Raw genomic sequence first — 20,632 nt, 5'->3', positions numbered from 1 at the left:
GGGAGAGGACGGCGCCGGCATGGGCTGGGTAACCGACTGGAGTGCGCAGGCAGCCTGCCGCACTACCGATCCGGATGAACTGTTCGTACAAGGAGCGGCGCAGAACAGGGCCAAGGCGGTGTGCACCGGTTGTCCGGTGCGGACCGAGTGCCTGGCCGACGCGCTCGACAATCGTGTCGAGTTCGGCGTATGGGGTGGCATGACCGAGCGGGAGCGGCGCGCATTGCTGCGCAGGCGTCCCACCGTCACCTCGTGGCGCCGGCTGCTCGAGACCGCGCGTACCGAGTACGAGCGGAGCGCGGGCATTCTGCCCGTGGGCCTGGAGGACGACGAGACCTACGAGACGTACGCGGCCGTGGGCTGACGGGACGCGGCGGGCGGGGCGCGGAGAACCGGTACGTGGTACCGGCGGCTTCGTGTACCTGCGTGCAGCCGATCGTGTATCCGGTCCGGGCGCCTCGGCCTCGGCGTCTACACGGCTCCGGCCGCAGGACTGCCGGTCGCGAGGCGGTCGCCGATGGTCCGGAGTCCCGCGAGGTCGTGCACATCACCCGGCAGGGCTGCCACTTCGGTCACCGCCACCTCGGGGTGCAGTGCGGTGAACCGGTCGCGCGTTCGCTGTTCGCGCGCGAGCACCTGCATCCGTTCGGCATGCAGGCGCAGCAGACCCGCGGTCAGCTGCGCGGTGGCCTGCGCTGCTGATGCCGATTCCGCTGCTTGTTCCGCCGCTGATGCCGACGCCGATTCCGATGCCGGTGAGGAGAGGTGCTCCGGTTCCGACTCCACGGTGGGAGAGGGGCCCGTGGTGTCACGAAGACGAGCCTTCCCGTCCTCCTGATCCACAATGCGGCCCTCGTCAAGATTTTCCGCGGTGGCCAGTGCGCGCTCGGCCGACAGCTGGGCGGCGCCGCTGCCATGGACCCGGTTGAGCACCAGCCCGGCCAGCGGCATCTCCTCCGCCGCCAGCCGTTCCACGAAGTACGCCGCCTCGCGCAGCGCGTCCCGCTCCGGGGCCGCGACCACGAGGAACGCCGTGCCGGGCGCCTGCAACAGCCGGTAGGTCGCGTCCGCGCGGGTGCGGAACCCGCCGAACATGGTGTCCATCGCTGCCACGAACGTCTGCACGTCCCGCAGCAGCTGACCGCCCAGCAGCTTCCCCAGCGTGCCGGTCATCATCGACATGCCGACATTCAGGAACTTCATCCCCGCCCGGCCGCCCATCTTCGCCGGGGCCATCAGCACCCTGATGAACTTGCCGTCCAGGAACGACCCGAGCCGCTTCGGCGCGTCCAGGAAGTCCAGCGCGGAGCGAGACGGAGGCGTGTCCACCACGATCAGGTCCCACTCGTCGCGCGCCCGCAGCTGCCCGAGCTTCTCCATCGCCATGTACTCCTGCGTGCCCGCGAAACCGGCCGACAGGGACTGGTAGAAGGGGTTCTCCAGGATCGCGCGGGCCCGGTCCGGGTCCGCGTGCGCCTCGACGATCTCGTCGAAGGTGCGCTTCATGTCGAGCATCATGGCGTGCAGTTCGCCGTCGCCCTTGATGCCGTCCACCCGGCGCGGAATGTTGTCGAGCAGATCGATGCCCATCGACTGGGCCAGCCGGCGCGCCGGGTCGATCGTGAGCACGACCGCCTTGCGGCCGCGCTCCGCGGCCCGCACGCCCAGAGCCGCCGCGGTCGTCGTCTTGCCGACCCCGCCGGCGCCGCAGCAGACGATGATGCGGGTCCCCGGGTCGTCGAGGAGCGGATCGATATCGAGCAGCGGCGTGTCCTGCAAGGTCATGCGCGACGTCATCCGTTCGCCCCGTTCTCCCCGTCCACGCCGAGCTTTCGCAGTTCGGTCGCCAGTTCGTACAGTCCGGCCAGGTCGACCCCCTCGCTCAGCAGGGGGAGTTCGTACGTCGGCAGGTCGAGCGCGCTCAGTACGGCCCGCTGCTCACGCTCCAGCTCGACGCGCTGGGCGTGCTCGGCGGCCTGCTCGAGCAGCGGGGCGACCAGCCCGGCCGCGCCGCTGACGCCCGCCGTGGTGAGGGTCCTGGCGATGTCCTTGCGGCGGGTGCTGCCGTTCGCGGCCCGGACCGCCTCCTCGTCGAGGATGTGCGGCCGCACCATATTGACGATCACCTTGCCGGTGGGCAGGTCCGCCGCGCGCAGCTCGGCGACGCCGTCCGCGGTCTCCTGGACCGGCATCTCCTCCAGCAGCGTCACCAAGTGCACCGCTGTCTCCGGCGACTTGAGGACCCGCATGACCGCCTGGGCCTGATTGTGTATCGGACCGATCTTCGCGAGGCCCGCCACCTCGTCGTTGACGTTCAGGAAGCGGGTGATGCGGCCGGTGGGCGGGGCGTCCATGACGACGTGGTCGTAGGCGTACCGCCCCTTCTTGTCCCGGCGGCGTACGGCCTCGCAGGCCTTGCCGGTCAGCAGGACGTCCCGGACGCCGGGCGCGATGGTGGTGGCGAAGTCGATCGCGCCGAGCTTCTTGAGCGCCCGGCCCGCCGAGCCCAGTTTGTAGAACATCTGGAGGTAGTCGAGGAGGGCCCGCTCGGCGTCGATGGCCAGCGCGAAGACCTCGCCGCCGCCCGGGGCGACGGCGATCTTCCGTTCCTCGTAGGGCAGAGCCTCCGTCTCGAAGAGCTGTGCGATGCCTTGCCTGCCCTCGACCTCGACGAGGAGAGTGCGCTTTCCCTCGGTCGCGAGGGCGAGCGCGAGGGCTGCGGCGACCGTCGTCTTACCGGTACCGCCCTTGCCGCTGACGACCTGGAGCCTGCTCACGTCCCCGAGCCTAACCAGTCGGCCGACGGGCTACGCATGAGGGAGCCGGTAGGTCGGGCTACAGTCGGCCCCATGACCAAGTGGGAATACGCGACCGTGCCCCTTCTCGTGCACGCGACCAAGCAGATTCTGGACACCTGGGGCGAGGACGGCTGGGAGCTCGTCCAGGTCGTCCCCGGGCCGAACAACCCCGAGCAGCTCGTGGCCTACCTGAAGCGGGAGAAGGGCTGATGGGTGCCGTAGAAGCGAAGCTCGCCGAGCTCGGGCTGACGCTGCCCGCCGTCGTGCCGCCGCTGGCCGCCTACCAGCCCGCCGTGCAGTCGGGGCCGTACGTCTACACCTCGGGCCAGCTCCCGATGGTGGAGGGCAAGCTTCCGGTCACCGGCAAGGTGGGCGGCGAGGTGACACCGGAGGAGGCCAAGGAGCTGGCCGCCACCTGTGCGCTGAACGCGCTGGCCGCGGTGAAGTCGGTCGCCGGTGATCTGGACCGTATCGCCCGGGTGGTGAAGGTCGTCGGTTTCGTCGCGTCGGCGGCGGACTTCACCGGCCAGCCGGGCGTCATCAACGGCGCGAGCGAGCTGCTGGGCGCGGTGCTCGGCGACAAGGGCGTGCACGCGCGCAGCGCGGTGGGCGTCGCGGTGCTGCCGCTGGACGCGCCGGTCGAGATCGAGATCCAGGTGGAGCTCGTCCAGGGCTGAGTGTCCGGCCGGCTCGGGAGCAGATTCCGGAGGCCCGCTTCGGAGGCCGGCTCCCGGGGTCGGCTCCCGGGGTCGGCTTCGCAGTACGGCTTCGCAGTACGGCCCCGATCGGCTGAACCGCCGGTCAGTACGTGCACGGCCCCGCACCGCCGCATCCCGGCGGGGCGGGGCCGTCGTGCTGTTCCGCCCGATCCCGCGCACCTCTCTTGACGTGATCATGCCCACGGGTGTGCCCTGTTCACGGTTAGGAACCCTTCCTATCCATCTGAATCGGGAGGAGCCGTCGTGGCACCAACCCCCCGCAGGCCGCGTCGCAACGCGGTCGGTGCCCTCGTGGCCACGGCCACCGCAGCCTTATCCGTGGCGCTGCCGTCCCCCGCGGCCACCGCCACCGCCCCCGTCCCCGTCCAGTACGAGGCCGAGTCGGCGACCCTCTCGCAGGGCGCCGTCGAGTCCAACCACGCGGGCCACTCCGGCACCGGCTTCGTCGACTTCGCGGCCGTGACCGGCGCGTACGTCGAGTTCACCGTCGACTCGGCGCAGGCCGCCAACGCCATGCTCGACTTCCGCTACGCCAGCGCCACCGCCGCCCGCCCGCTCGACATCGCCGTCAACGGCGTCACGGTCGCCGACAACCAGGCCTTCCCGGCCACCGGCGCCTGGACCACCTGGAAGACCGTCGCCGTGGACGCCGTACTGAAGGCGGGCAGCAACAAGATCCGCGCGACCACGTCGGCCGTCGACGGCCCGAACCTCGACAAGCTGACCGTCACCGCCACCGGCCCCGCCGACACCGAACGCCCCACCGCGCCGCCGAATCTGCGCAAGGACAAGGAGCCGACGGCCACCACCGTCTCGCTCGCCTGGGGCGCGGCCACCGACAACGTCGGCGTCACCGGCTACGACATCTACCAGCACGGCCAGCTGATGAAGAAGGTCGGCGGCACGACGCTCGCGGCGACCGTCGAGAACCTCGACCCGCAGACGACGTACGACTGGACCGTCTTCGCCCGCGACGCGGCCGGCAACGCGTCGGTGGCCAGCAACGCCGTCACCATCGCGACCCTGCCCGCCCCGCCGGACAACCAGGCGCCGACCGTCCCGGCGAACCTGCGCTCCCCGGGCAGGACCGCGACGACGATCGACCTCGCCTGGGCCGCCTCCAGCGACAACGTGAAGGTCACGGGGTACGAGATCCACCGCGACGGCGTCCTGTCGGGCACCTCCGACACGACCACGACCAGCGTCGCGGGGCTGACCGCGAACACCGCGTACAGGTTCAAGGTCCGCGCGTACGACCTCAAGGGCAACAAGTCCGCGTTCACCCCGGAGATCACGGTGACGACGGCCGGCACCCAGCCGGGCGGCACCCCCGACCCGGGCGCGGTCTCCACGCTCGCGAGCGGTGTGGACGTGGCCTGGGGCCTCGGCTTCCTTCCCGACGGCACCGGCATCTACACCGAGCGCAACACCTTCAACGTCTACAAGCTGACCAAGTCCGGCACGAAGACGCTGGTCGGCAAGGTACCCAACTCCCAGACCACGGGCGGCGAAGGCGGCCTGATGGGCATCGAGATCAGCCCCACCTTCAACACGGACCGCTATGTGTACTTCCTCCACACGTCCAGCGAGGGCAACCGCATCGCCCGGATGACCCTGACCGGCAACACCCTCGGCGGCTACAAGGTGCTGCTCCAGGGCATGGAGAAGAGCAGGTTCCACAACGGCGGCCGACTGCGCTTCGGCCCCGACGGCAAGCTGTACGCCTCCATGGGCGACGCCCAGACCGAGTCGCGGGCGCAGGACAACACCTCCCTCAACGGCAAGATCCTGCGGATCAACGCCGACGGCTCGATCCCGTCCGACAACCCCTTCGGCAACGCCGTCTGGTCGAAGGGCCACCGCAACCCGCAGGGGCTGGACTTCGACTCCAAGGGCAGGCTGTGGCAGGCGGAGTTCGGCGACGGCACCATGGACGAGGTCAACCTGGTCCAGAAGGGCGGCAACTACGGCTGGCCCCACTGCGAGGGCACGGCGGGCAGCTGCTCCGGGTACATCGCCCCGAAGAAGACCTGGCCGACCTCCGCGGCCTCGCCCAGCGGCCTGACGATCATCAACGACCACGTCTTCGTCGCCACGACGCGCGGCGAGCGGGTCTACCGGATGCGCATCGACTCCTCCTCGAAGCTCGTCGAGCAGAAGACGTACTTCCAGGGGACGTACGACCGGCTGCGCACGGTCGAGGTCGACCGCGACGGCGACATCTGGCTGACCACGTCCACCGACAAGGACGGCACGGCCGGAAACGACCGCATCCTGCGGATCGACATCGCCTACTCGGGCGGCCCGACCCCCGGTGTGTCGGCCCGGATCGGGACAGCCATCAGGAACGCGAGCACGGCGAACGTCACAGCGAACGTGAAGCTCCGCGGTAACTCCGACGCGGCGGCGTGACACGTGCGAGGGGTGGCCAGGAGGTCGGCCACCCCTCGAACATCCGCGCGTAAGCGCATACGATCCGCCCATGCCCCATGGTCAGAATGGTGAGAACGGTCAGTGGTACCCCCCGGAATGGCCCGACCGGATCCGGGCGCTCGCCGCCGGCGAGCTCACCGCCGTCACCCCCCGGCGGGCGGCGACCGTGATGCTGCTCAAGGACACCGCGGACGGTGTCTTCGTCCACATGCTGCGCCGACGCGCCTCCATGGCCTTCGCCGGAGGCGCGTACGTGTATCCCGGCGGCGGCGTGGACGAACGGGACTCCCGGCCGGTGCGCTGGGCCGGACCGTCCCTGGCGCTGTGGGCCGAGCGGCTCGGGGTCGAGGACGAGGCATCCGCGCAGGCCATCGTGTGCGCGGCGGTCCGTGAGACCTACGAGGAGGCGGGCGTCCTTCTCGCCGGCGAGACGGCCGACTCGGTGGTGGACGACACCACCGGCGACGACTGGGAGGCGGACCGGGCGGCCCTCGTCGACCGGGAGCTCTCGTTCGCCGAGTTCTTGGACCGCCGGGGCCTGGTGCTGCGCTCGGATCTGCTGGGCGCGTGGGCCCGCTGGATCACCCCGGAGTTCGAGCCGCGCCGCTTCGACACCTGGTTCTTCGTCGCCGCGCTCCCGGTCGGCCAGCGGACCAGGAACGCCTCCACGGAGGCCGACCGCACGGTGTGGATCAGGCCGGAGGACGCGGCCGCCGGGTACGACAAGGGCGAGCTGCTGATGATGCCCCCGACGATCGCCACGCTGCGGGTCCTCCAGCGCTACGGGACCGCCACCGACGCCCTCGCGGCGGCCGGGGAGCAGGACCTCACCCCGGTGCTCGCCCAGGCCGCTCTGGGCGAGGACGGGACGCTGGTCCTCAGCTGGCCGGGCCACGCCGAGTTCACCAAGCACGTGCCGACGGGGGCGGTGGGGTCGGTGGGGTCCACGGGACAGGCAGGGTCAGCAGGGCCTACGGGGTCCGCGGGACAGGCAGGGGCAGCGGGGTCTACGGGGTCCGCGGGACAGGCAGGGGCAGCGGGGTCTACGGGGTCCACGGGACCGGCGGCACCTGCGGGCCCGGAGGGAGGCCCCCGATGACGGACGCCGCAGCCCTCCCGGGCCAGCCGCGGGACGTGGTGCTCTCCGGGCCCGCGACCGCGCGGGCGGTCAACGTCCTGGCGCCGAACCCGTCCGCGATGACCCTGGACGGCACGAACACCTGGATCGTCTCCGAGCCCGACTCCGAGCTGGCCGTCGTCGTCGACCCGGGCCCCCTCGACGACGTACACCTCGAGAGCGTGATCGCGGCGGCCGAGAAGGCGGGCAAGCGGATCGCGCTCACCCTGCTGACGCACGGCCACCCCGACCACGCGGAGGGGGCGGGCCGCTTCGCCGAGCTGACGGGCACGAAGGTGCGCGCCCTCGACCCGGCGCTGCGGCTGGGCGACGAGGGGCTCGCGGCCGGGGACGTGATCCGTACCGGCGGCCTTGAGCTGCGGGTCGTCCCCACCCCCGGCCACACCGCCGACTCGCTCTGCTTCCATCTGCCCGCCGACCGGGCCGTCCTGACCGGCGACACGATCCTCGGGCGCGGCACGACGGTCGTGGCCCACCCGGACGGCCGCCTCGGTGACTATCTGGACTCGCTGCGCCGACTGCGCTCGCTGACGGTCGACGACGGGGTGCACACGGTCCTGCCGGGCCACGGCCCGGTCCTGGAGGACGCCCAGGGCGCCGTCGAGTTCTACCTCGCCCACCGCGCCCACCGCCTCGCCCAGGTCGAGACGGCCGTCGAGAACGGCTACCGCGCGGCGGCCGACGTCGTGGCGCATGTGTACGCGGACGTGGACAGGTCCCTGTGGCCGGCGGCGGAGCTTTCGGTGCGGGCGCAGCTGGAGTACTTGCGGGACCACGGCCTGATCTAGTTCCGCGTACGCGAAGGGGCGCCCGGCGATGTGCCGGGCGCCCCTTCGCGTACAGCTACCGCTGCTCGGGACTAGCGCGAACGCTTCGCGAGGCGCTCCACGTCCAGCAGGATCACGGCCCGCGCCTCGAGCCGCAGCCAGCCGCGCTGCGCGAAGTCGGCGAGCGCCTTGTTGACGGTCTCGCGGGAGGCGCCGACCAGCTGGGCCAGCTCCTCCTGGGTGAGGTCGTGGACGACGTGGATGCCCTCCTCCGACTGCACGCCGAAGCGGCGCGACAGGTCGAGGAGCGCACGGGCGACCCGGCCCGGAACGTCGGAGAAGACCAGGTCGGACATCTGGTCGTTGGTCTTGCGGAGTCGGCGGGCGACGGCGCGCAGCAGGGCGGTGGCGACCTCGGGGCGCGCGTTCAGCCAGGGCTGGAGATCGCCGTGGCCGAGGCCGAGGAGCTTGACCTCGGTGAGCGCGGTCGCGGTGGCCGTGCGCGGGCCCGGGTCGAAGAGGGAGAGCTCGCCGATCAGCTCGCCGGGGCCGAGCACCGCCAGCATGTTCTCCCGGCCGTCGGGGGAGGTGCGGTGGAGCTTGACCTTGCCCTCGGTGACCACGTAGAGGCGGTCGCCGGGGTCGCCCTCGTGGAAGAGCGCGTCGCCGCGGGCGAGCGTCACTTCACTCATCGAGGCGCGCAGCTCCGCGGCCTGCTCGTCATCGAGCGCCGCGAAGAGTGGGGCGCGCCGCAGAACGTCGTCCACGAGTTCTCTCCTTGTCGACCTGCTCAGGGGACGGTGGTCCCCATGATGCCGCACAGCAAAACAGTGCGATCGATCACAAGGGTCCCCCACAAGTCTGACGCACCGGCGTGTCCTGTTGTGCCTCAGGGGTCGTTTCGGGTGGCGATCGGCCATCGCCGGAGCAGATGTCACTGCCGCCCCTTAGGCTGGCCGGGTGTCCAATTCGCCGGTGAGAGCGCAGGCCAAGGGGGCCGGGAGAGTGTCCGGGGAACAGAATTCCGCTGTGGGCGAACAGGTTTCGCACGCACCGGCAAAAGTGAAAAAGGCGACAATCGGGACATCTTCGGGAAGGGCTTCGGGGAAGCCGCCGAAGTCCTCGAAGCCGTCGAAGCCGGAGTCGCGGCTGGCGATGGTCCGCCGTGCCCGCCGGATCAACCGGGAGCTGGCCGAGGTGTACCCGTACGCCCACCCCGAGCTCGACTTCCAGAACCCGTTCCAGCTGCTCGTCGCCACGGTCCTCTCCGCCCAGACGACCGATCTACGGGTCAACCAGACGACGCCCGCGCTCTTCGCCAAGTACCCGACGCCCGAGGACATGGCCGCGGCCGTCCCCGAGGAGCTGGAGGAGGTCATCAGGCCCACCGGCTTCTTCCGGGCCAAGGCGAAGTCCCTGATCGGCCTCTCCGCTTCCCTGCGGGACAACTTCGGCGGCGAGGTCCCCGGCCGGCTGGAAGACCTGGTCACCCTCCCCGGTGTGGGCCGTAAGACCGCGTTCGTGGTGCTGGGCAACGCGTACGGGGTCCCCGGGATCACCGTCGACACGCACTTCATGCGGCTCGCCCGTCGCTGGAAGTGGACGGAGCAGGACGACCCGGTCAAGATCGAGGCCGAGATCGCCACGATCTTCCCCAAGAGCGAGTGGACGATGCTCTCCCACCGCGTGATCTTCCACGGCCGCCGCATCTGCCACGCCCGCAAGCCCGCCTGCGGCGCCTGCCCGATCACCCATCTCTGCCCGTCGTACGGGGAGGGCGAGACGGACCCCGAGAAGGCGAGGAAGCTGCTCAAGTACGAGATGGGCGGCTACCCCGGCCAGCGCCTCAACCCGCCACCCGACTACCCGGGCAGGCCCGCACCGCCCCTGGCCCCGGCGTGACGCCACGGCACCCCGCCCCTCCTTTTCGTTTCCTTTCCGCGCGGGGCGGAACGATCTCGCACCATGGAGGCGTTGTGAACGACGGGGGTGCCCATGACGCGCACGGGTAAGACGTACGACGGCGAAGTCGCCGTGAGGAGCGACGGCCTGCCCAGCTGGCTCGCCCCGGTCGAGCGGGCCGTGAGGACCGTCACCCCCGAGCAGCTCAGCTACTTCCTGCCGCCCGCGAACGGCGTCGGACGCCAGTCCGCCGTGCTCATCCTGTTCGGAGACGGCCCCGACGGCCCGGAGCTGCTCCTCATGGAGCGCGCGAGCAGCCTCCGTTCGCACGCCGGACAGCCGTCGTTCCCCGGCGGCGCCCTCGACCCCGAGGACGGCGACCCGGCGACCGTCGGCCCGCTCCGCGCGGCCCTGCGTGAGGCCGAGGAGGAGACCGGCCTGGACCCGGCCGGCGTCCAGATTTTCGCCGTGCTGCCCCGGCTCTACATTCCGGTGAGCGGCTTCGTCGTGACCCCCGTCCTCGGCTGGTGGCGCGACCGGACCCCGGTCGGTGTCGTGGACCCGGCCGAGACCGCTCGGGTGTTCACCGTGCCCGTGGCGGATCTCACGGACCCGGCCAACCGTGTGACGGCCGCCTACCCGAGCGGCAACCTCGGTCCGGCGTTCACCGTCGAATCTGCCCTGGTCTGGGGTTTTACCGCCGGAGTGATCGACCGCATCCTCCACTTCGCGGGCTGGGAGCGGCCATGGGACCGGGCCAGGCAGGTCCCGCTCGACTGGCGCGCATGAGACGGTTGCACACGACCCCTAACCGGACGAGGTGCCGGACGAAGAATCTGCGAGGCTAATGACGGTGAATGTGCTGGACATCCTGTTGCTGCTCGCCGCCGTATGGTTCGCGATCGTCGGATACCGCCAGGGCTTCGTCGTCGGCATCCTGTCGGTGATCGGCTTCCTCGGTGGGGGGCTCGTCGCGGTCTATCTGCTCCCGCTGATCTGGGACCAGTTGACGGAGGACGCCGAGGTCTCCACGAGCGCCGTCATCGTCTTCGTCGTGGTCGTGATCATCTGTGCCTCCGTCGGCCAGGCCCTCACCACTCACCTGGGCAGCAAGCTCCGCCGGCACATCACCTGGTCACCCGCGCGCGCCCTCGACGCCACGGGCGGCGCCCTCGTCAACGTCGTCGCGATGCTGCTCGTCGCCTGGCTGATCGGCTCCGCCCTCGCGCGCACGTCCTTGCAGACGCCCGGCAAGGAGGTCCGTGACTCCAAAATCCTCCTCGGCGTCTCGCGGGTGATGCCGGCTCAGGCCTCCACCTGGTTCGACGACTTCTCCTCCGTCCTCGCGCGGAACGGCTTCCCGGAGGTCTTCAGCCCGTTCGCCAACGAGCCCATCACGGAGGTCCGCGCCCCTGACCCGGCGCTCGTGAACAGCCCCGTCGCGGCCGCCGCGCAGCAGTCCATCGTGAAGGTCGTCGGCACGGCCCCGAGCTGCAACAAGGTCCTCGAAGGCACCGGCTTCGTCTTCGCCGACCGCCGTGTCATGACCAACGCGCATGTCGTCGGCGGAGTCGACGAGCCGACGGTCCAGATAGGCGGTCAGGGCCGACGGTACGACGCGAAGGTCGTCCTCTACGACTGGCGGCGCGACATCGCCGTGCTCGACGTCCCGGACCTCGACGCGCCGCCGCTCCGGTTCGCCGACACGGATGCCCGCACAGGCGACAGCGCGATCGTGGCCGGCTTCCCGGAGAACGGTTCGTACGACGTGCGCTCCGCACGCGTCCGCGGCCGTATCGACGCCAACGGGCCCGACATCTACCGGCACGGCGAGGTGCGGCGTGACGTCTACTCGCTGTTCGCGACGGTCCGCCAGGGCAACTCCGGCGGCCCGCTGCTCACCGCCGACGGCGAGGTGTACGGCGTGATCTTCGCCAAGTCGCTCGACGACGCCAACACCGGATACGCGCTGACGGCCGATGAGATCCGCGAGGACATCACGCTCGGCGCCACCGCCAATCAGCAGGTGGACAGCCTCAACTGCGCGCTGTGAGCCGTACGGGAGGTGGCCTCAACCGCGGGTATGGCGCAGCCGCGCCGACACCCAGCGGGCCCGGCGCCTGAGGATACGGGGAATCCCGAGCCGGGGATCGTGCCCCTGTTGCTCCGGACCACCCCTCTCGTAGCTGGTCGGCGCGGAGGCCGAGCGGGAGTTGCGTGCGGCGTCACCATAGTCGTGCGTCCAGCCCATACCCCGACGTGTGCCCGTGCCCCAAGGTCGGTAACCGTATCGGCGCCCGCCAATTGGCCTATGCGCCGGGCAATGCCCGTTCGTCGGTTGTGTGTTCCCGGCGGCGGCCGTCGTCCGGGGGCGCCCCCCCCCGGACCCCCGGCGGTCGTGCGGCGGTCCTGTCTGTGCTGCGGGCCCGGTCGTACGGGTGTGCGGCGGTCGGGCTGTCAGCGGTCGGGTTCGGGGTCGTTCAGCCAGTTGATGAGTTCCGTGGAGAAGGCCACCGGATCCTCCTCGTGCGGACTGTGTTGTCCCGGGGGGCGACCCCCGGACCCCCGGCAGTCGTGCGGCGGTCGGGGTGCGGCGGTCTTGTGGGTGCCGCGAGTCCGGTCGTACGGGTGTGTGGTGGTCGGGCTGTCAGCGGTCGGGTTCGGGGTCCTTCAGCCAGTTGATGAGTTCCGTGGAGAAGGCCACCGGATCCTCCTCGTGCGGACTGTGTTGTCCCGGGGGGCGACCCCCGGACCCCCGGCAGTCGTGCGGCGGTCGGGGTGCGGCGGTCTTGTGGGTGCCGCGAGTCCGGTCGTACGGGTGTGTGGTGGTCGGGCTGTCAGCGGTCGGGTTCGGGGTCCTTCAGCCAGTTGATGAGTTCCGTGGAGAAGGCCACCGGATCCTCCTCGTGCGGGAAGTGGCCGAGTCCGTCGAAGAGGCGCCAGCGGTACGGCGCCTCGACGTACTCGCCCGAGCCCGCCGCGCTGCGGGTCCGCATCGCGGGGTCCAGGGAGCCGTGCAGGTGCAGCGTCGGCACCCGTACCGGCCGCTTCATCCGGCGGTTGAACTGGATTCCGTCCGGCCGCGCCAGCGACCGCACCATCCACCGGTACGGCTCGATCGAGCAGTGCGCGGTCGACGGGATGCACATCGCACGCCGGTACACCTCCACCGCGTCGTCCTCGGGCGGCCGCGGCCCGGACCAGTCGCGGATCAGACGGCCCACCAAGGCCGCGTCGTCCGCGACCAGCTGACGTTCCGGCAGCCACGGCCGCTGGAAGCCCCAGACGTACGACCCGGCCCGGGTCTGCGCGTAGTCGCTGAGCATCGACGAGCGCCAGCGGCGCGGATGCGGCATCGAGGAGACCGCGAGCCGGCGCACCAGCTTGGGCCGCATCACGGCCGCCGTCCACGCGAGGTACCCGCCCAGGTCGTGGCCGACCAGGGCCGCGTCCGGCTCGCCGAGGGACCGTACGACCCCGGTGATGTCCAGCGCGAGGTTCGCGGGGTCGTAACCCCGGGGCGTACGGTCGCTGCCGCCCACGCCCCGCAGGTCCATCGCCACGGCCCGGAAGCCCGCGTCGGCGAGCGCGGTCAGCTGATGCCGCCACGTCCACCAGAACTGGGGAAAGCCGTGCAGCAGCAACACCAGCGGCCCATCACCCAGCTCCGCGATATGGAAGCGCGCACCATTGGCGGCCACGTCGCGATGGGTCCAGGGACCATCGATCCGCACGGGGCTGCCGTTACCGCTGCCGGCGCTGCTACCGGTGCTGTTGCTGTGACCGCCGCCGTTTCCGGCGGGGCTTGTATCAGGGGCCGTCATGCGGACGAGCGTGCCACAGGAGCGGGCGCACCCTGCACCGCACGCGGGTGGGGCTTGACGTTACCCAGCACGGCAGCGGTCTGCTTCGCCGAGGCGATGGACTTCTCCGGAGGCTTGACCTTCTTGAGCTTCGTGACGGCGAGCAGCGCGAGCAGCCCCGCCAGCAGCAGGAACGCCGCGCCCACGATCAGGAACGACCAGGCCAGTCCGAGCCCCAGGTTGTGGATCCCGTACGCGGCGGCGAAGCTCAGCACCGGCAGCGAGAACAGCGCGACCACCCCGGCGACGGTGAGCGCCGCACCGCCGGTCACCCCACGCTTCACGTCCCGCCGGATCTCGGCCTTGGCCAGCGCGATCTCGTCGTGCACCAGGGCGGACATCTCGGCGGTCGCGGAGGCGACCAGCTGGCCGATGGTCCGATCGGCGCCGGTCAGCCGGACCGGCCCGACCGCGTCGCCCGCCGCCTCGACCGCACTCGTCGTGCTCCTGCCGGGGTCGCTCATCGCTGACTCCCTCATCATCTCTGCTTCGTGCTTCGGATCCGTCGTCCGATCATGCCGGACTGTCGCTGTCGCCGCGCGACGCCCCCGCGAGTTCGGCCATCCGGCGGTGTTCCGCGGCCTTCTCCTCGTAGATCGCGGCCATCCGCAGATGGAACTCGGGGTTGTCCTGCTCGTAGATGTCCGGGATGCCGTCCTGGTCGTCGTCGCGCTCCTCCTCTTCGCACAGCGCCCGGTACCTGCGCACCCGGAGCTTCAGCAGCACCCCGGAGCACAGGGCGGCGATCAGCGAGCCGATCAGCACGGCCGCCTTGATCGCATCGGTCAGCGCGGCGTCCCCGGCGAACGCCAGCTCGCCGATGAGCAGGGACACGGTGAAGCCGATACCCGCGAGCGAAGCCACCGCGAAGACGTCCGGCCAGGCCAGGTCCTCGTTGAGTTCGGCCTTGGTGAAGCGCGCGGCAAGCCAGGTGCCGCCGAAGATGCCGACCGTCTTGCCGACCACCAGGCCGAGCACGACGCCCAGGGGCTCCGGCTGGGTGAAGACGGTCTGGATCGCGCTTCCCGAGATGCTCACACCCGCCGAGAACAGCGCGAACAGCGGTACGGCGAGACCGGCCGAGAGGGGCCGTACGAGATGCTCGATGTGCTCGCCGGGGGAGTGTTCCTCGCCCTCCTCGCGGTGGCAGCGCAGCATCAGGCCCATCGCGACACCGGCGATGGTCGCGTGGACGCCGCTGTTGTACATCAGGCCCCAGATGACAAGGGCGAGCGGGACGTACACGTACCAGCCGCGCACTCCCTTGCGCAGCAGCAGCCAGAAGACGCCGAGCCCGATGACCGCGCCGCCGAGGGCCGCGAAGTTCAGCTCGCTGGTGAAGAAGACCGCGATGATCAGGATCGCGAACAGGTCGTCGACGACGGCCAGGGTGAGCAGGAACGCGCGGAGTGCGGACGGCAGAGAGGTGCCGATGACCGCGAGCACGGCGAGCGCGAAGGCGATGTCGGTGGCGGTCGGGACCGCCCAGCCCTTCATGGAGCCGCCGCCGACGGCGTTGGTCAGGGCGTAGAGGAGGGCGGGGGCGGCCATGCCGCAGATCGCGGCGATGACGGGCAGGGCCGCTGCCTTGGGGTCGCGCAGTTCGCCGGCGACCAGCTCGCGCTTGAGCTCGATGCCGGCGACGAAGAAGAAGACCGCCAGCAGTCCGTCGGCCGCCCAGTGCTGGATGGAGAGGTCGAGGCCCAGTGCGGCCGGGCCTATGTGGAAGTCGCTCACGGCTTCGTAGCTGTCGCTCAGCGGAGTGTTCGCCCAGACCAGAGCGGCGATCGCGGCGACGAGCAGCAGCACACCGCCGACGGTCTCGGCGCGCAGCGCGTCCGCCACGAACGTCCGCTCGGGGAGGGAGAGACGTCCGAGGAACTTACGGCCGGTCGGCGGTGTCGGTGTCGGCGGCGTCGGAGTCGGGACGGGGCTGGGCGCGGCCACGGGTGAAACCTCCGGTCGGTGGGCAGGACGAAGCACATGCCGACCAGACTTCCCGGCACACCTAGGTTTCTTGTCACTCTTTTGATGCGTTGTTTAGTTTACCTAAGTTTACCTGGGTGCGCGAGGCGGCGTCCGGTGAATTTCACTTTACGTGCGAAACAGGGCACCCGGCGCGTCGGTGCCGGGTGCCCTGTCGGTGGGTCTATGCGGGTCTATGCGGGTTTACGTGGGCGGTCCACGTGACGGTCAGTCCTCCGAGGCCGCGCCCGGCAGCTTGGACTGGATGAGGTCCATCACGGAGGAATCGGTGAGGGTCGTGACATCGCCGAGCTCACGGTTCTCCGCGACATCGCGCAGCAGCCGGCGCATGATCTTGCCGGAGCGGGTCTTCGGCAGCTCGGCCACCGGAAGGATCCGCTTGGGCTTGGCGATCGGGCCGAGCGTCGCGCCCACGTGATTGCGCAGGTCCGCGACGAGGCCCTCGTCCTCGCTCGCCGTGCCGCGCAGGATCACGAACGCCACGATCGCCTGCCCGGTCGTCTCGTCCGCCGCTCCGACGACGGCCGCCTCGGCGACCTTCGGGTGCGAGACCAGCGCGGACTCGACCTCGGTGGTGGAGATGTTGTGCCCGGACACCAGCATGACGTCGTCGACCCGGCCCAGCAGCCAGATGTCTCCGTCGTCGTCCCTCTTCGCGCCGTCCCCCGCGAAGTACTTGCCTTCGAAGCGGGACCAGTACGTGTCGAGGAAGCGCTGGTCGTCACCCCAGATGGTGCGCAGCATCGACGGCCACGGCTCGGTCAGGACCAGGTATCCGCCACCGCCGTTGGGGACCTCGCGCGCCTCGTCGTCGACGACGGTCGCGGAGATGCCGGGCAGCGGGCGCTGCGCGGAGCCCGGCTTGGTCTCGGTGACGCCCGGCAGCGGCGAGATCATCATCGCGCCGGTCTCGGTCTGCCACCAGGTGTCCACGATGGGGGTCTTGCCGGCGCCGATGTGCTCCCGGTACCAGACCCAGGCCTCCGGGTTGATCGGCTCACCGACGGAGCCGAGGACGCGCAGGCTGGAGAGGTCGAACTTGGCGGGGATGTCGTCCCCCCACTTCATGAACGTACGGATCGCGGTCGGCGCCGTGTAGAGGATCGTGACCCCGTACTTCTGCACGATCTCCCAGAACCGGCCCTGGTGCGGCGTGTCGGGCGTGCCTTCGTACATGACCTGCGTCGCGCCGTTGGCCAGCGGTCCGTACGTGATGTACGAGTGGCCGGTCACCCAGCCGATGTCCGCGGTGCACCAGTAGACGTCGGTCTCGGGCTTGAGGTCGAAGACGGCGTGGTGTGTGTAGGCCGTCTGGGTGAGGTATCCGCCGGAGGTGTGCAGGATGCCCTTCGGCTTACCCGTCGTACCGGACGTGTAGAGGATGAAGAGCGGGTGCTCCGCCTCGAACGCCTCGGGGGTGTGCTCGGCCGGCTGGCGGGCGACGATGTCGTCCCACCACACGTCCCGGCCTTCGGTCCATTCCACGTCCTGGCCGGTGCGGCGCACGACGAGGACGTGCCGTACGCGGTCGACCCGGCTGAGGGCCTCGTCGACAGCGGGCTTGAGCGCGGAGGGCTTGCCCCGGCGGTAGCCGCCGTCGGCGGTGATGACCAGCTTGGCGTCCGCGTCCTCGACACGGGTGGCGATGGCGTCGGCGGAGAAGCCGCCGAACACCACGGAGTGCGCCGCGCCGATCCGGGCGCAGGCGAGCATCGCGACGACCGCCTCGGGGATCATCGGCAGATAGACGGCCACCCGGTCGCCCTTGGTGACGCCCAGTTCGGTCAGGGCGTTGGCCGCGCGGGAGACCTCGTCCTTCAGCTCGGCGTAGGTGATGGCCCGGCTGTCGCCCGGCTCGCCCTCGAAGTGGATGGCCACCCGGTCGCCGTGGCCCGCCTCGACGTGGCGGTCCACGCAGTTGTACGCGACGTTGAGCCTGCCGTCGGCGAACCACTTGGCGAACGGCGGGTTCGACCAGTCGAGCGTCTCGGTCGGCTCGGTGGCCCAGGTGAGCCGCCGGGCCTGCTCGGCCCAGAAGCCAAGCCTGTCCGCATCGGCCTGCTCGTACGCCTCCGCTGTCACGTTGGCGTCCGCGGCCAGCTCGGCCGGCGGCGCGAACCGCCGCTCCTCCTTGAGCAGGTTGGCCAGGCTTTCGTTGCTCACGACATCTCCCTTTCCCAGGGCGTCCTACTGTGCCTATGTGTCCCAGGCCATAGCTCATCAGCCAGATGACCGGGTGACAAGAGCCTCCCGGAAAGTGGTTTAGACCTATGCCGCAGCGGCCCCTCCTTCCCGGGCGGTGGGAGGAGGGGCCAGCCATACTCACGCACGCGACACGCCCTCGGTTCACCGGCTGGTTCACCCGTCCGGCTGGTGCGTGGCCCCTTGGTGCGCGGCCGGTTCGTACCGCCGCTTCGTGCGGGGCGGGCTCAGGCGCGGGTGTCCTCCAGCGCCGACGGGCCGGGTGCGACCCGGTCGAAGACCTCGTCGATACGGTCGGTCTCCTCCCCGCCCGCCAGCAGATACGCCTGGGCCTCGCCGACGTGGAAGTACATCCCGTGCAGCTCCAGCGTGCCCTCGGCGACCCTCCGCGCGACCGCCTCGTGCGCCCTCAGGTGCTCCAGCTGCTGGACCACATTGGTGAGACACAACTGCTCCACCGCGTCGGCGGGCAGCCGCCCCGAGATCCTGGCCCAGGAGTGATGCCGGGACTTCATCCGCTGCAGACTGGGCCGGCCGTGCCGCAGCCAGCGGCGCAGCGGGGTCTGCGCGCCGCCGCCGTCGGGCGGGCTGTTCAGCAGAGCCTGCATCGCGCCGCAGCCCGAGTGCCCGCAGACGGTGATCGAGCCGACCTTCAGCACTTCCACGGCGTACTCGATCGCGGCCGCGACCGAATCGTCCCCGCTCTCCGCACCGGGCAGGGGAACCAGGTTGCCCACGTTCCGCACGGTGAACAGATCGCCGGGGCCACTCGCGGTGATCATGCTCGTGACCAGCCGGGAGTCGGCGCAGGTGAGGAAGAGCTGCGAGGGGCGCTGGCCTTCCCGCGCCAGCCGTGCCAGCTCGTCGCGCACCAGCGGGGCCGTATTGCGCTGGAAGGAGCTGAGCCCGCTGGCCAGTTGGTGCGACCGCGCTCCCTGCTGCTGATCCGGCTCGGCGGCGGGGTGCTCCCCGCAGTGGTGGTTGCGCCAGGGCGTCCAGGGGCGGCAGCAGGCGTGCGGCTCCGCGGCGGGCCCGGCGAGCCTCCCTCCGGAGCGACCGGTGAACTCGACCGTGCCGCCCTGTGCCTCGTGGGACGACTGCCAGCCGTGCAGTGCCTCGTATGCCGCGTGGTCCATGAACGAGCCGTCCAGCTCGACCACGGCATCCGTGCCCGCGGGCACCAGTCCGAGCATCCGGCTCAGCCGGGGCACCGCCAGGAACGTCAACTGGCCGCGCACCCGCACCCGGTGGACACCCTCCGCCACGTCGACCGTGATGCGTGTCCTGGTCAGCCGGCGCAGCGCGACCGCGACCGCCAGCGCGATCCCGATGGCCACGCCCTCCAGCACTCCGGTGAGCACGACCGCGGTCATCGTGGCCGCGTACACCAGCATTTCCCGGTTCCGCCGCACGCTGCGCACATGCGTGATGTTGACCATCTGGATACCGACGACCATCACCAGTGCGGCGAGGCTGGCCAGCGGGATCAGATCGAGGACGGGCACCAGCAGCAGTGCGGCGACCGCGACCCACAGCCCGTGCAGCATCGTGGAGTGGCGGCTGACGCCGCCCGCCGCCACATTGGCGGCGCTGCGTACGGCGACTCCCGCGATGGGCAGCCCGCCGAGAGCGCCGGACACGATGTTCGACGCGCCCTGGCCGACCAGCTCGCGGTCCAGCTGGGAACGGTGGACACCCTGCCGCGGGTCCGCGCGGGTGGCCACGAGCTTGTCGACGGCCACCGCGGAGAGCAGCGACTGGACGCTGGTGACGAGCGTGATGGTGACGACGGCCGCGAGGAGGCCGAGCACCGGCCCGTCGGGCAGTCCGGGCAGGGCGTGGCTGCGCCACGACGGGAGATCGACGCGGGGCAGGCTGAGCCCGGCGAACGAGGCCAGGGCGGTCGCGGCGAGCACCGCGGCGAGTGCCGCGGGGATCTTCCGCAGGGCCTGGCCCGTACGCCCCGGGATGCGCGGCCAGGCGAGCAGCACGGTGATGGTGAGGACGCTGACCGGTACCGCGGCCTGGTGGAGGTTGGCCAACTGGCCGGGCAGGCCGATGACGTTGTCGATCGCGGAGCTCTGGGGGGTGCCGCCGAGCACGATATGGAGTTGTGCGAGGGCGATCGTGACGCCGATACCGGCGAGCATGCCGTGCACGATCGCAGGACTGACGGCGAGGGCGGACCGGGCCACCCGCAGGGCGGACAGGGCGAGCTGGGCGAAGCCGGCGAGGACGGTGATGGCGCAGGTGGTGCGCCAGCCGTACTGGTGGATCAGGTCGGCCGTGATCACGGTGAGCCCGGCCGCGGGTCCGCTGACCTGGAGAGGGGACCCGCCGAGCAGACCGCCGACGATTCCGCCGACGGCCGCCGCGACGAGCCCCGCCTGGAGGGGTGCTCCGGTGGCGAGCGCGATGCCGAGGGAGAGCGGCAGTGCGATCAGGAAGACGGCGATCGAGGCGGACAGGTCGGCCCCGGCGATCCGGAACCGGCGGGCAGGCCGGCGGCCCCGGCCGGGGGGATGGTGGCCACCAGACGTGGCGTCCGGGGCCGGTGGCGGGCTGTGGGGGCGGTGGGACTCGTCGTGGTGGTTGGTGCGAGGGGGGACGCAGGCGGACATGGTTCCCGTCTCCTCCGGGGCAGCGCGGTCGCGGAACGTGGGGGTCGCGGCCGTGGGTCACGGCGTGCAGTGGCGGGATGCTCGAGCGTGGAGCCTCGAATCGGCGAAGTCTCAACTCTCGGTAAATGGATCGTAATGCAGAGTAAAGACTGGGGCATGATTTTCTGGGCAAATAGGGCAATGATTCACCCGTTCTGGTGATT

Annotated in this window: 18 protein-coding genes; 9 read left to right on the top strand and 9 right to left on the bottom strand. The window is 70.9% G+C overall.

Going from position 1 to position 20,632, the window contains the following annotated elements; translation table 11 throughout:
* The first annotated feature begins 19 nt into the window (after positions 1-19).
* Positions 20-364 (top strand): WhiB family transcriptional regulator, encoded by a 345-nt coding sequence (locus ABT342_RS12960; RefSeq protein WP_266381103.1) that lies wholly within the window; start codon positions 20-22, stop codon positions 362-364.
* Between the two features lie 107 nt (positions 365-471).
* Here ABT342_RS12960 and bagB read toward each other — a convergent pair whose 3' ends face one another.
* Both bagB and bagA read right to left on the bottom strand, forming a co-directional pair.
* Complete coding sequence (gene bagB, locus ABT342_RS12955; protein WP_351571368.1) at positions 472-1,785, bottom strand: ATPase BagB; 1,314 nt, start codon at positions 1,783-1,785, stop codon at positions 472-474.
* Positions 1,786-1,793: 8 nt separating this feature from the next.
* Positions 1,794-2,777 carry an ATPase BagA gene (gene bagA, locus ABT342_RS12950; RefSeq protein WP_351571365.1) on the bottom strand — a complete coding sequence of 328 codons (984 nt, stop codon included), beginning with the start codon at positions 2,775-2,777 and terminating at the stop codon, positions 1,794-1,796.
* Positions 2,778-2,849: 72 nt separating this feature from the next.
* Between bagA and sp36 the strand changes: the two genes are divergently transcribed.
* From sp36 to ABT342_RS12925, 5 genes are all read left to right on the top strand, one after another.
* Positions 2,850-3,008 carry a Sp36 family protein gene (gene sp36 / locus ABT342_RS12945; protein WP_019888269.1) on the top strand — a complete coding sequence of 53 codons (159 nt, stop codon included), beginning with the start codon at positions 2,850-2,852 and terminating at the stop codon, positions 3,006-3,008.
* Entirely contained in the window at positions 3,008-3,475 is a 468-nt protein-coding gene (locus tag ABT342_RS12940; RefSeq protein WP_351571362.1) for a RidA family protein, read from the top strand. The genes sp36 and ABT342_RS12940 overlap by 1 nt, the downstream gene beginning before the upstream one ends.
* Before the next feature lie 285 nt (positions 3,476-3,760).
* The gene (locus ABT342_RS12935) at positions 3,761-5,929 is read left to right on the top strand and encodes a PQQ-dependent sugar dehydrogenase (protein ID WP_351571359.1); all 2,169 of its coding nucleotides are present in this window, start codon (positions 3,761-3,763) and stop codon (positions 5,927-5,929) included.
* Positions 5,930-5,999: 70 nt separating this feature from the next.
* Complete coding sequence (locus tag ABT342_RS12930) at positions 6,000-7,049, top strand: NUDIX hydrolase (protein ID WP_351571356.1); 1,050 nt, start codon at positions 6,000-6,002, stop codon at positions 7,047-7,049.
* A complete protein-coding gene (locus ABT342_RS12925) occupies positions 7,046-7,876 on the top strand; it encodes an MBL fold metallo-hydrolase (RefSeq protein ID WP_351571353.1) in 831 nt (276 codons plus the stop codon). The genes ABT342_RS12930 and ABT342_RS12925 overlap by 4 nt, the downstream gene beginning before the upstream one ends.
* A 71-nt stretch (positions 7,877-7,947) precedes the next feature.
* Here the strand turns inward: ABT342_RS12925 and ABT342_RS12920 are convergent, their stop codons facing one another.
* A complete protein-coding gene (locus tag ABT342_RS12920) occupies positions 7,948-8,622 on the bottom strand; it encodes a Crp/Fnr family transcriptional regulator (RefSeq protein ID WP_017947815.1) in 675 nt (224 codons plus the stop codon).
* Between the two features lie 310 nt (positions 8,623-8,932).
* Between ABT342_RS12920 and nth the strand changes: the two genes are divergently transcribed.
* From nth to ABT342_RS12905, 3 genes are all read left to right on the top strand, one after another.
* On the top strand, positions 8,933-9,757 hold the full coding sequence (nth, locus tag ABT342_RS12915; RefSeq protein ID WP_351571587.1) for an endonuclease III: 825 nt from the start codon (positions 8,933-8,935) through the stop codon (positions 9,755-9,757).
* Positions 9,758-9,850: 93 nt separating this feature from the next.
* Positions 9,851-10,546 (top strand): NUDIX hydrolase, encoded by a 696-nt coding sequence (locus ABT342_RS12910; protein WP_351571350.1) that lies wholly within the window; start codon positions 9,851-9,853, stop codon positions 10,544-10,546.
* Positions 10,547-10,610: 64 nt separating this feature from the next.
* The gene (locus tag ABT342_RS12905; protein ID WP_351571584.1) at positions 10,611-11,810 is read left to right on the top strand and encodes a MarP family serine protease; all 1,200 of its coding nucleotides are present in this window, start codon (positions 10,611-10,613) and stop codon (positions 11,808-11,810) included.
* Between the two features lie 18 nt (positions 11,811-11,828).
* On the opposite strand, the gene ABT342_RS12900 is transcribed toward ABT342_RS12905, so the two are convergent.
* From ABT342_RS12900 to ABT342_RS12875, 6 genes are all read right to left on the bottom strand, one after another.
* Positions 11,829-12,008 (bottom strand): hypothetical protein, encoded by a 180-nt coding sequence (locus tag ABT342_RS12900; protein WP_351571347.1) that lies wholly within the window; start codon positions 12,006-12,008, stop codon positions 11,829-11,831.
* Positions 12,009-12,594: 586 nt separating this feature from the next.
* Complete coding sequence (locus tag ABT342_RS12895; protein WP_351571344.1) at positions 12,595-13,581, bottom strand: alpha/beta fold hydrolase; 987 nt, start codon at positions 13,579-13,581, stop codon at positions 12,595-12,597.
* Positions 13,578-14,084, bottom strand: a complete 507-nt coding sequence (locus tag ABT342_RS12890) for a phage holin family protein (protein ID WP_351571341.1) — start codon at positions 14,082-14,084, stop codon at positions 13,578-13,580. Before ABT342_RS12890 ends, ABT342_RS12895 begins: the two co-directional genes overlap by 4 nt.
* Before the next feature lie 49 nt (positions 14,085-14,133).
* Positions 14,134-15,567: a Na+/H+ antiporter NhaA gene (gene nhaA, locus ABT342_RS12885; protein WP_351571339.1), complete on the bottom strand. Its 1,434-nt coding sequence runs from the start codon at positions 15,565-15,567 to the stop codon at positions 14,134-14,136.
* A gap of 246 nt (positions 15,568-15,813) precedes the next feature.
* Positions 15,814-17,769: an acetate--CoA ligase gene (gene acs, locus ABT342_RS12880; protein WP_351571338.1), complete on the bottom strand. Its 1,956-nt coding sequence runs from the start codon at positions 17,767-17,769 to the stop codon at positions 15,814-15,816.
* A 266-nt stretch (positions 17,770-18,035) separates the two neighbouring features.
* Positions 18,036-20,429: a bifunctional SulP family inorganic anion transporter/carbonic anhydrase gene (locus ABT342_RS12875; protein ID WP_351571336.1), complete on the bottom strand. Its 2,394-nt coding sequence runs from the start codon at positions 20,427-20,429 to the stop codon at positions 18,036-18,038.
* Between the last annotated feature and the right edge of the window lie 203 nt (positions 20,430-20,632).

Source organism: Streptomyces sp. NPDC000410 (assembly GCF_040300305.1).
Classification (GTDB): Bacteria; Actinomycetota; Actinomycetes; order Streptomycetales; family Streptomycetaceae; genus Streptomyces.
Note: the sequence above shows the minus strand (reverse complement) of the source record. Positions and strands in the feature narration are given on the sequence as shown.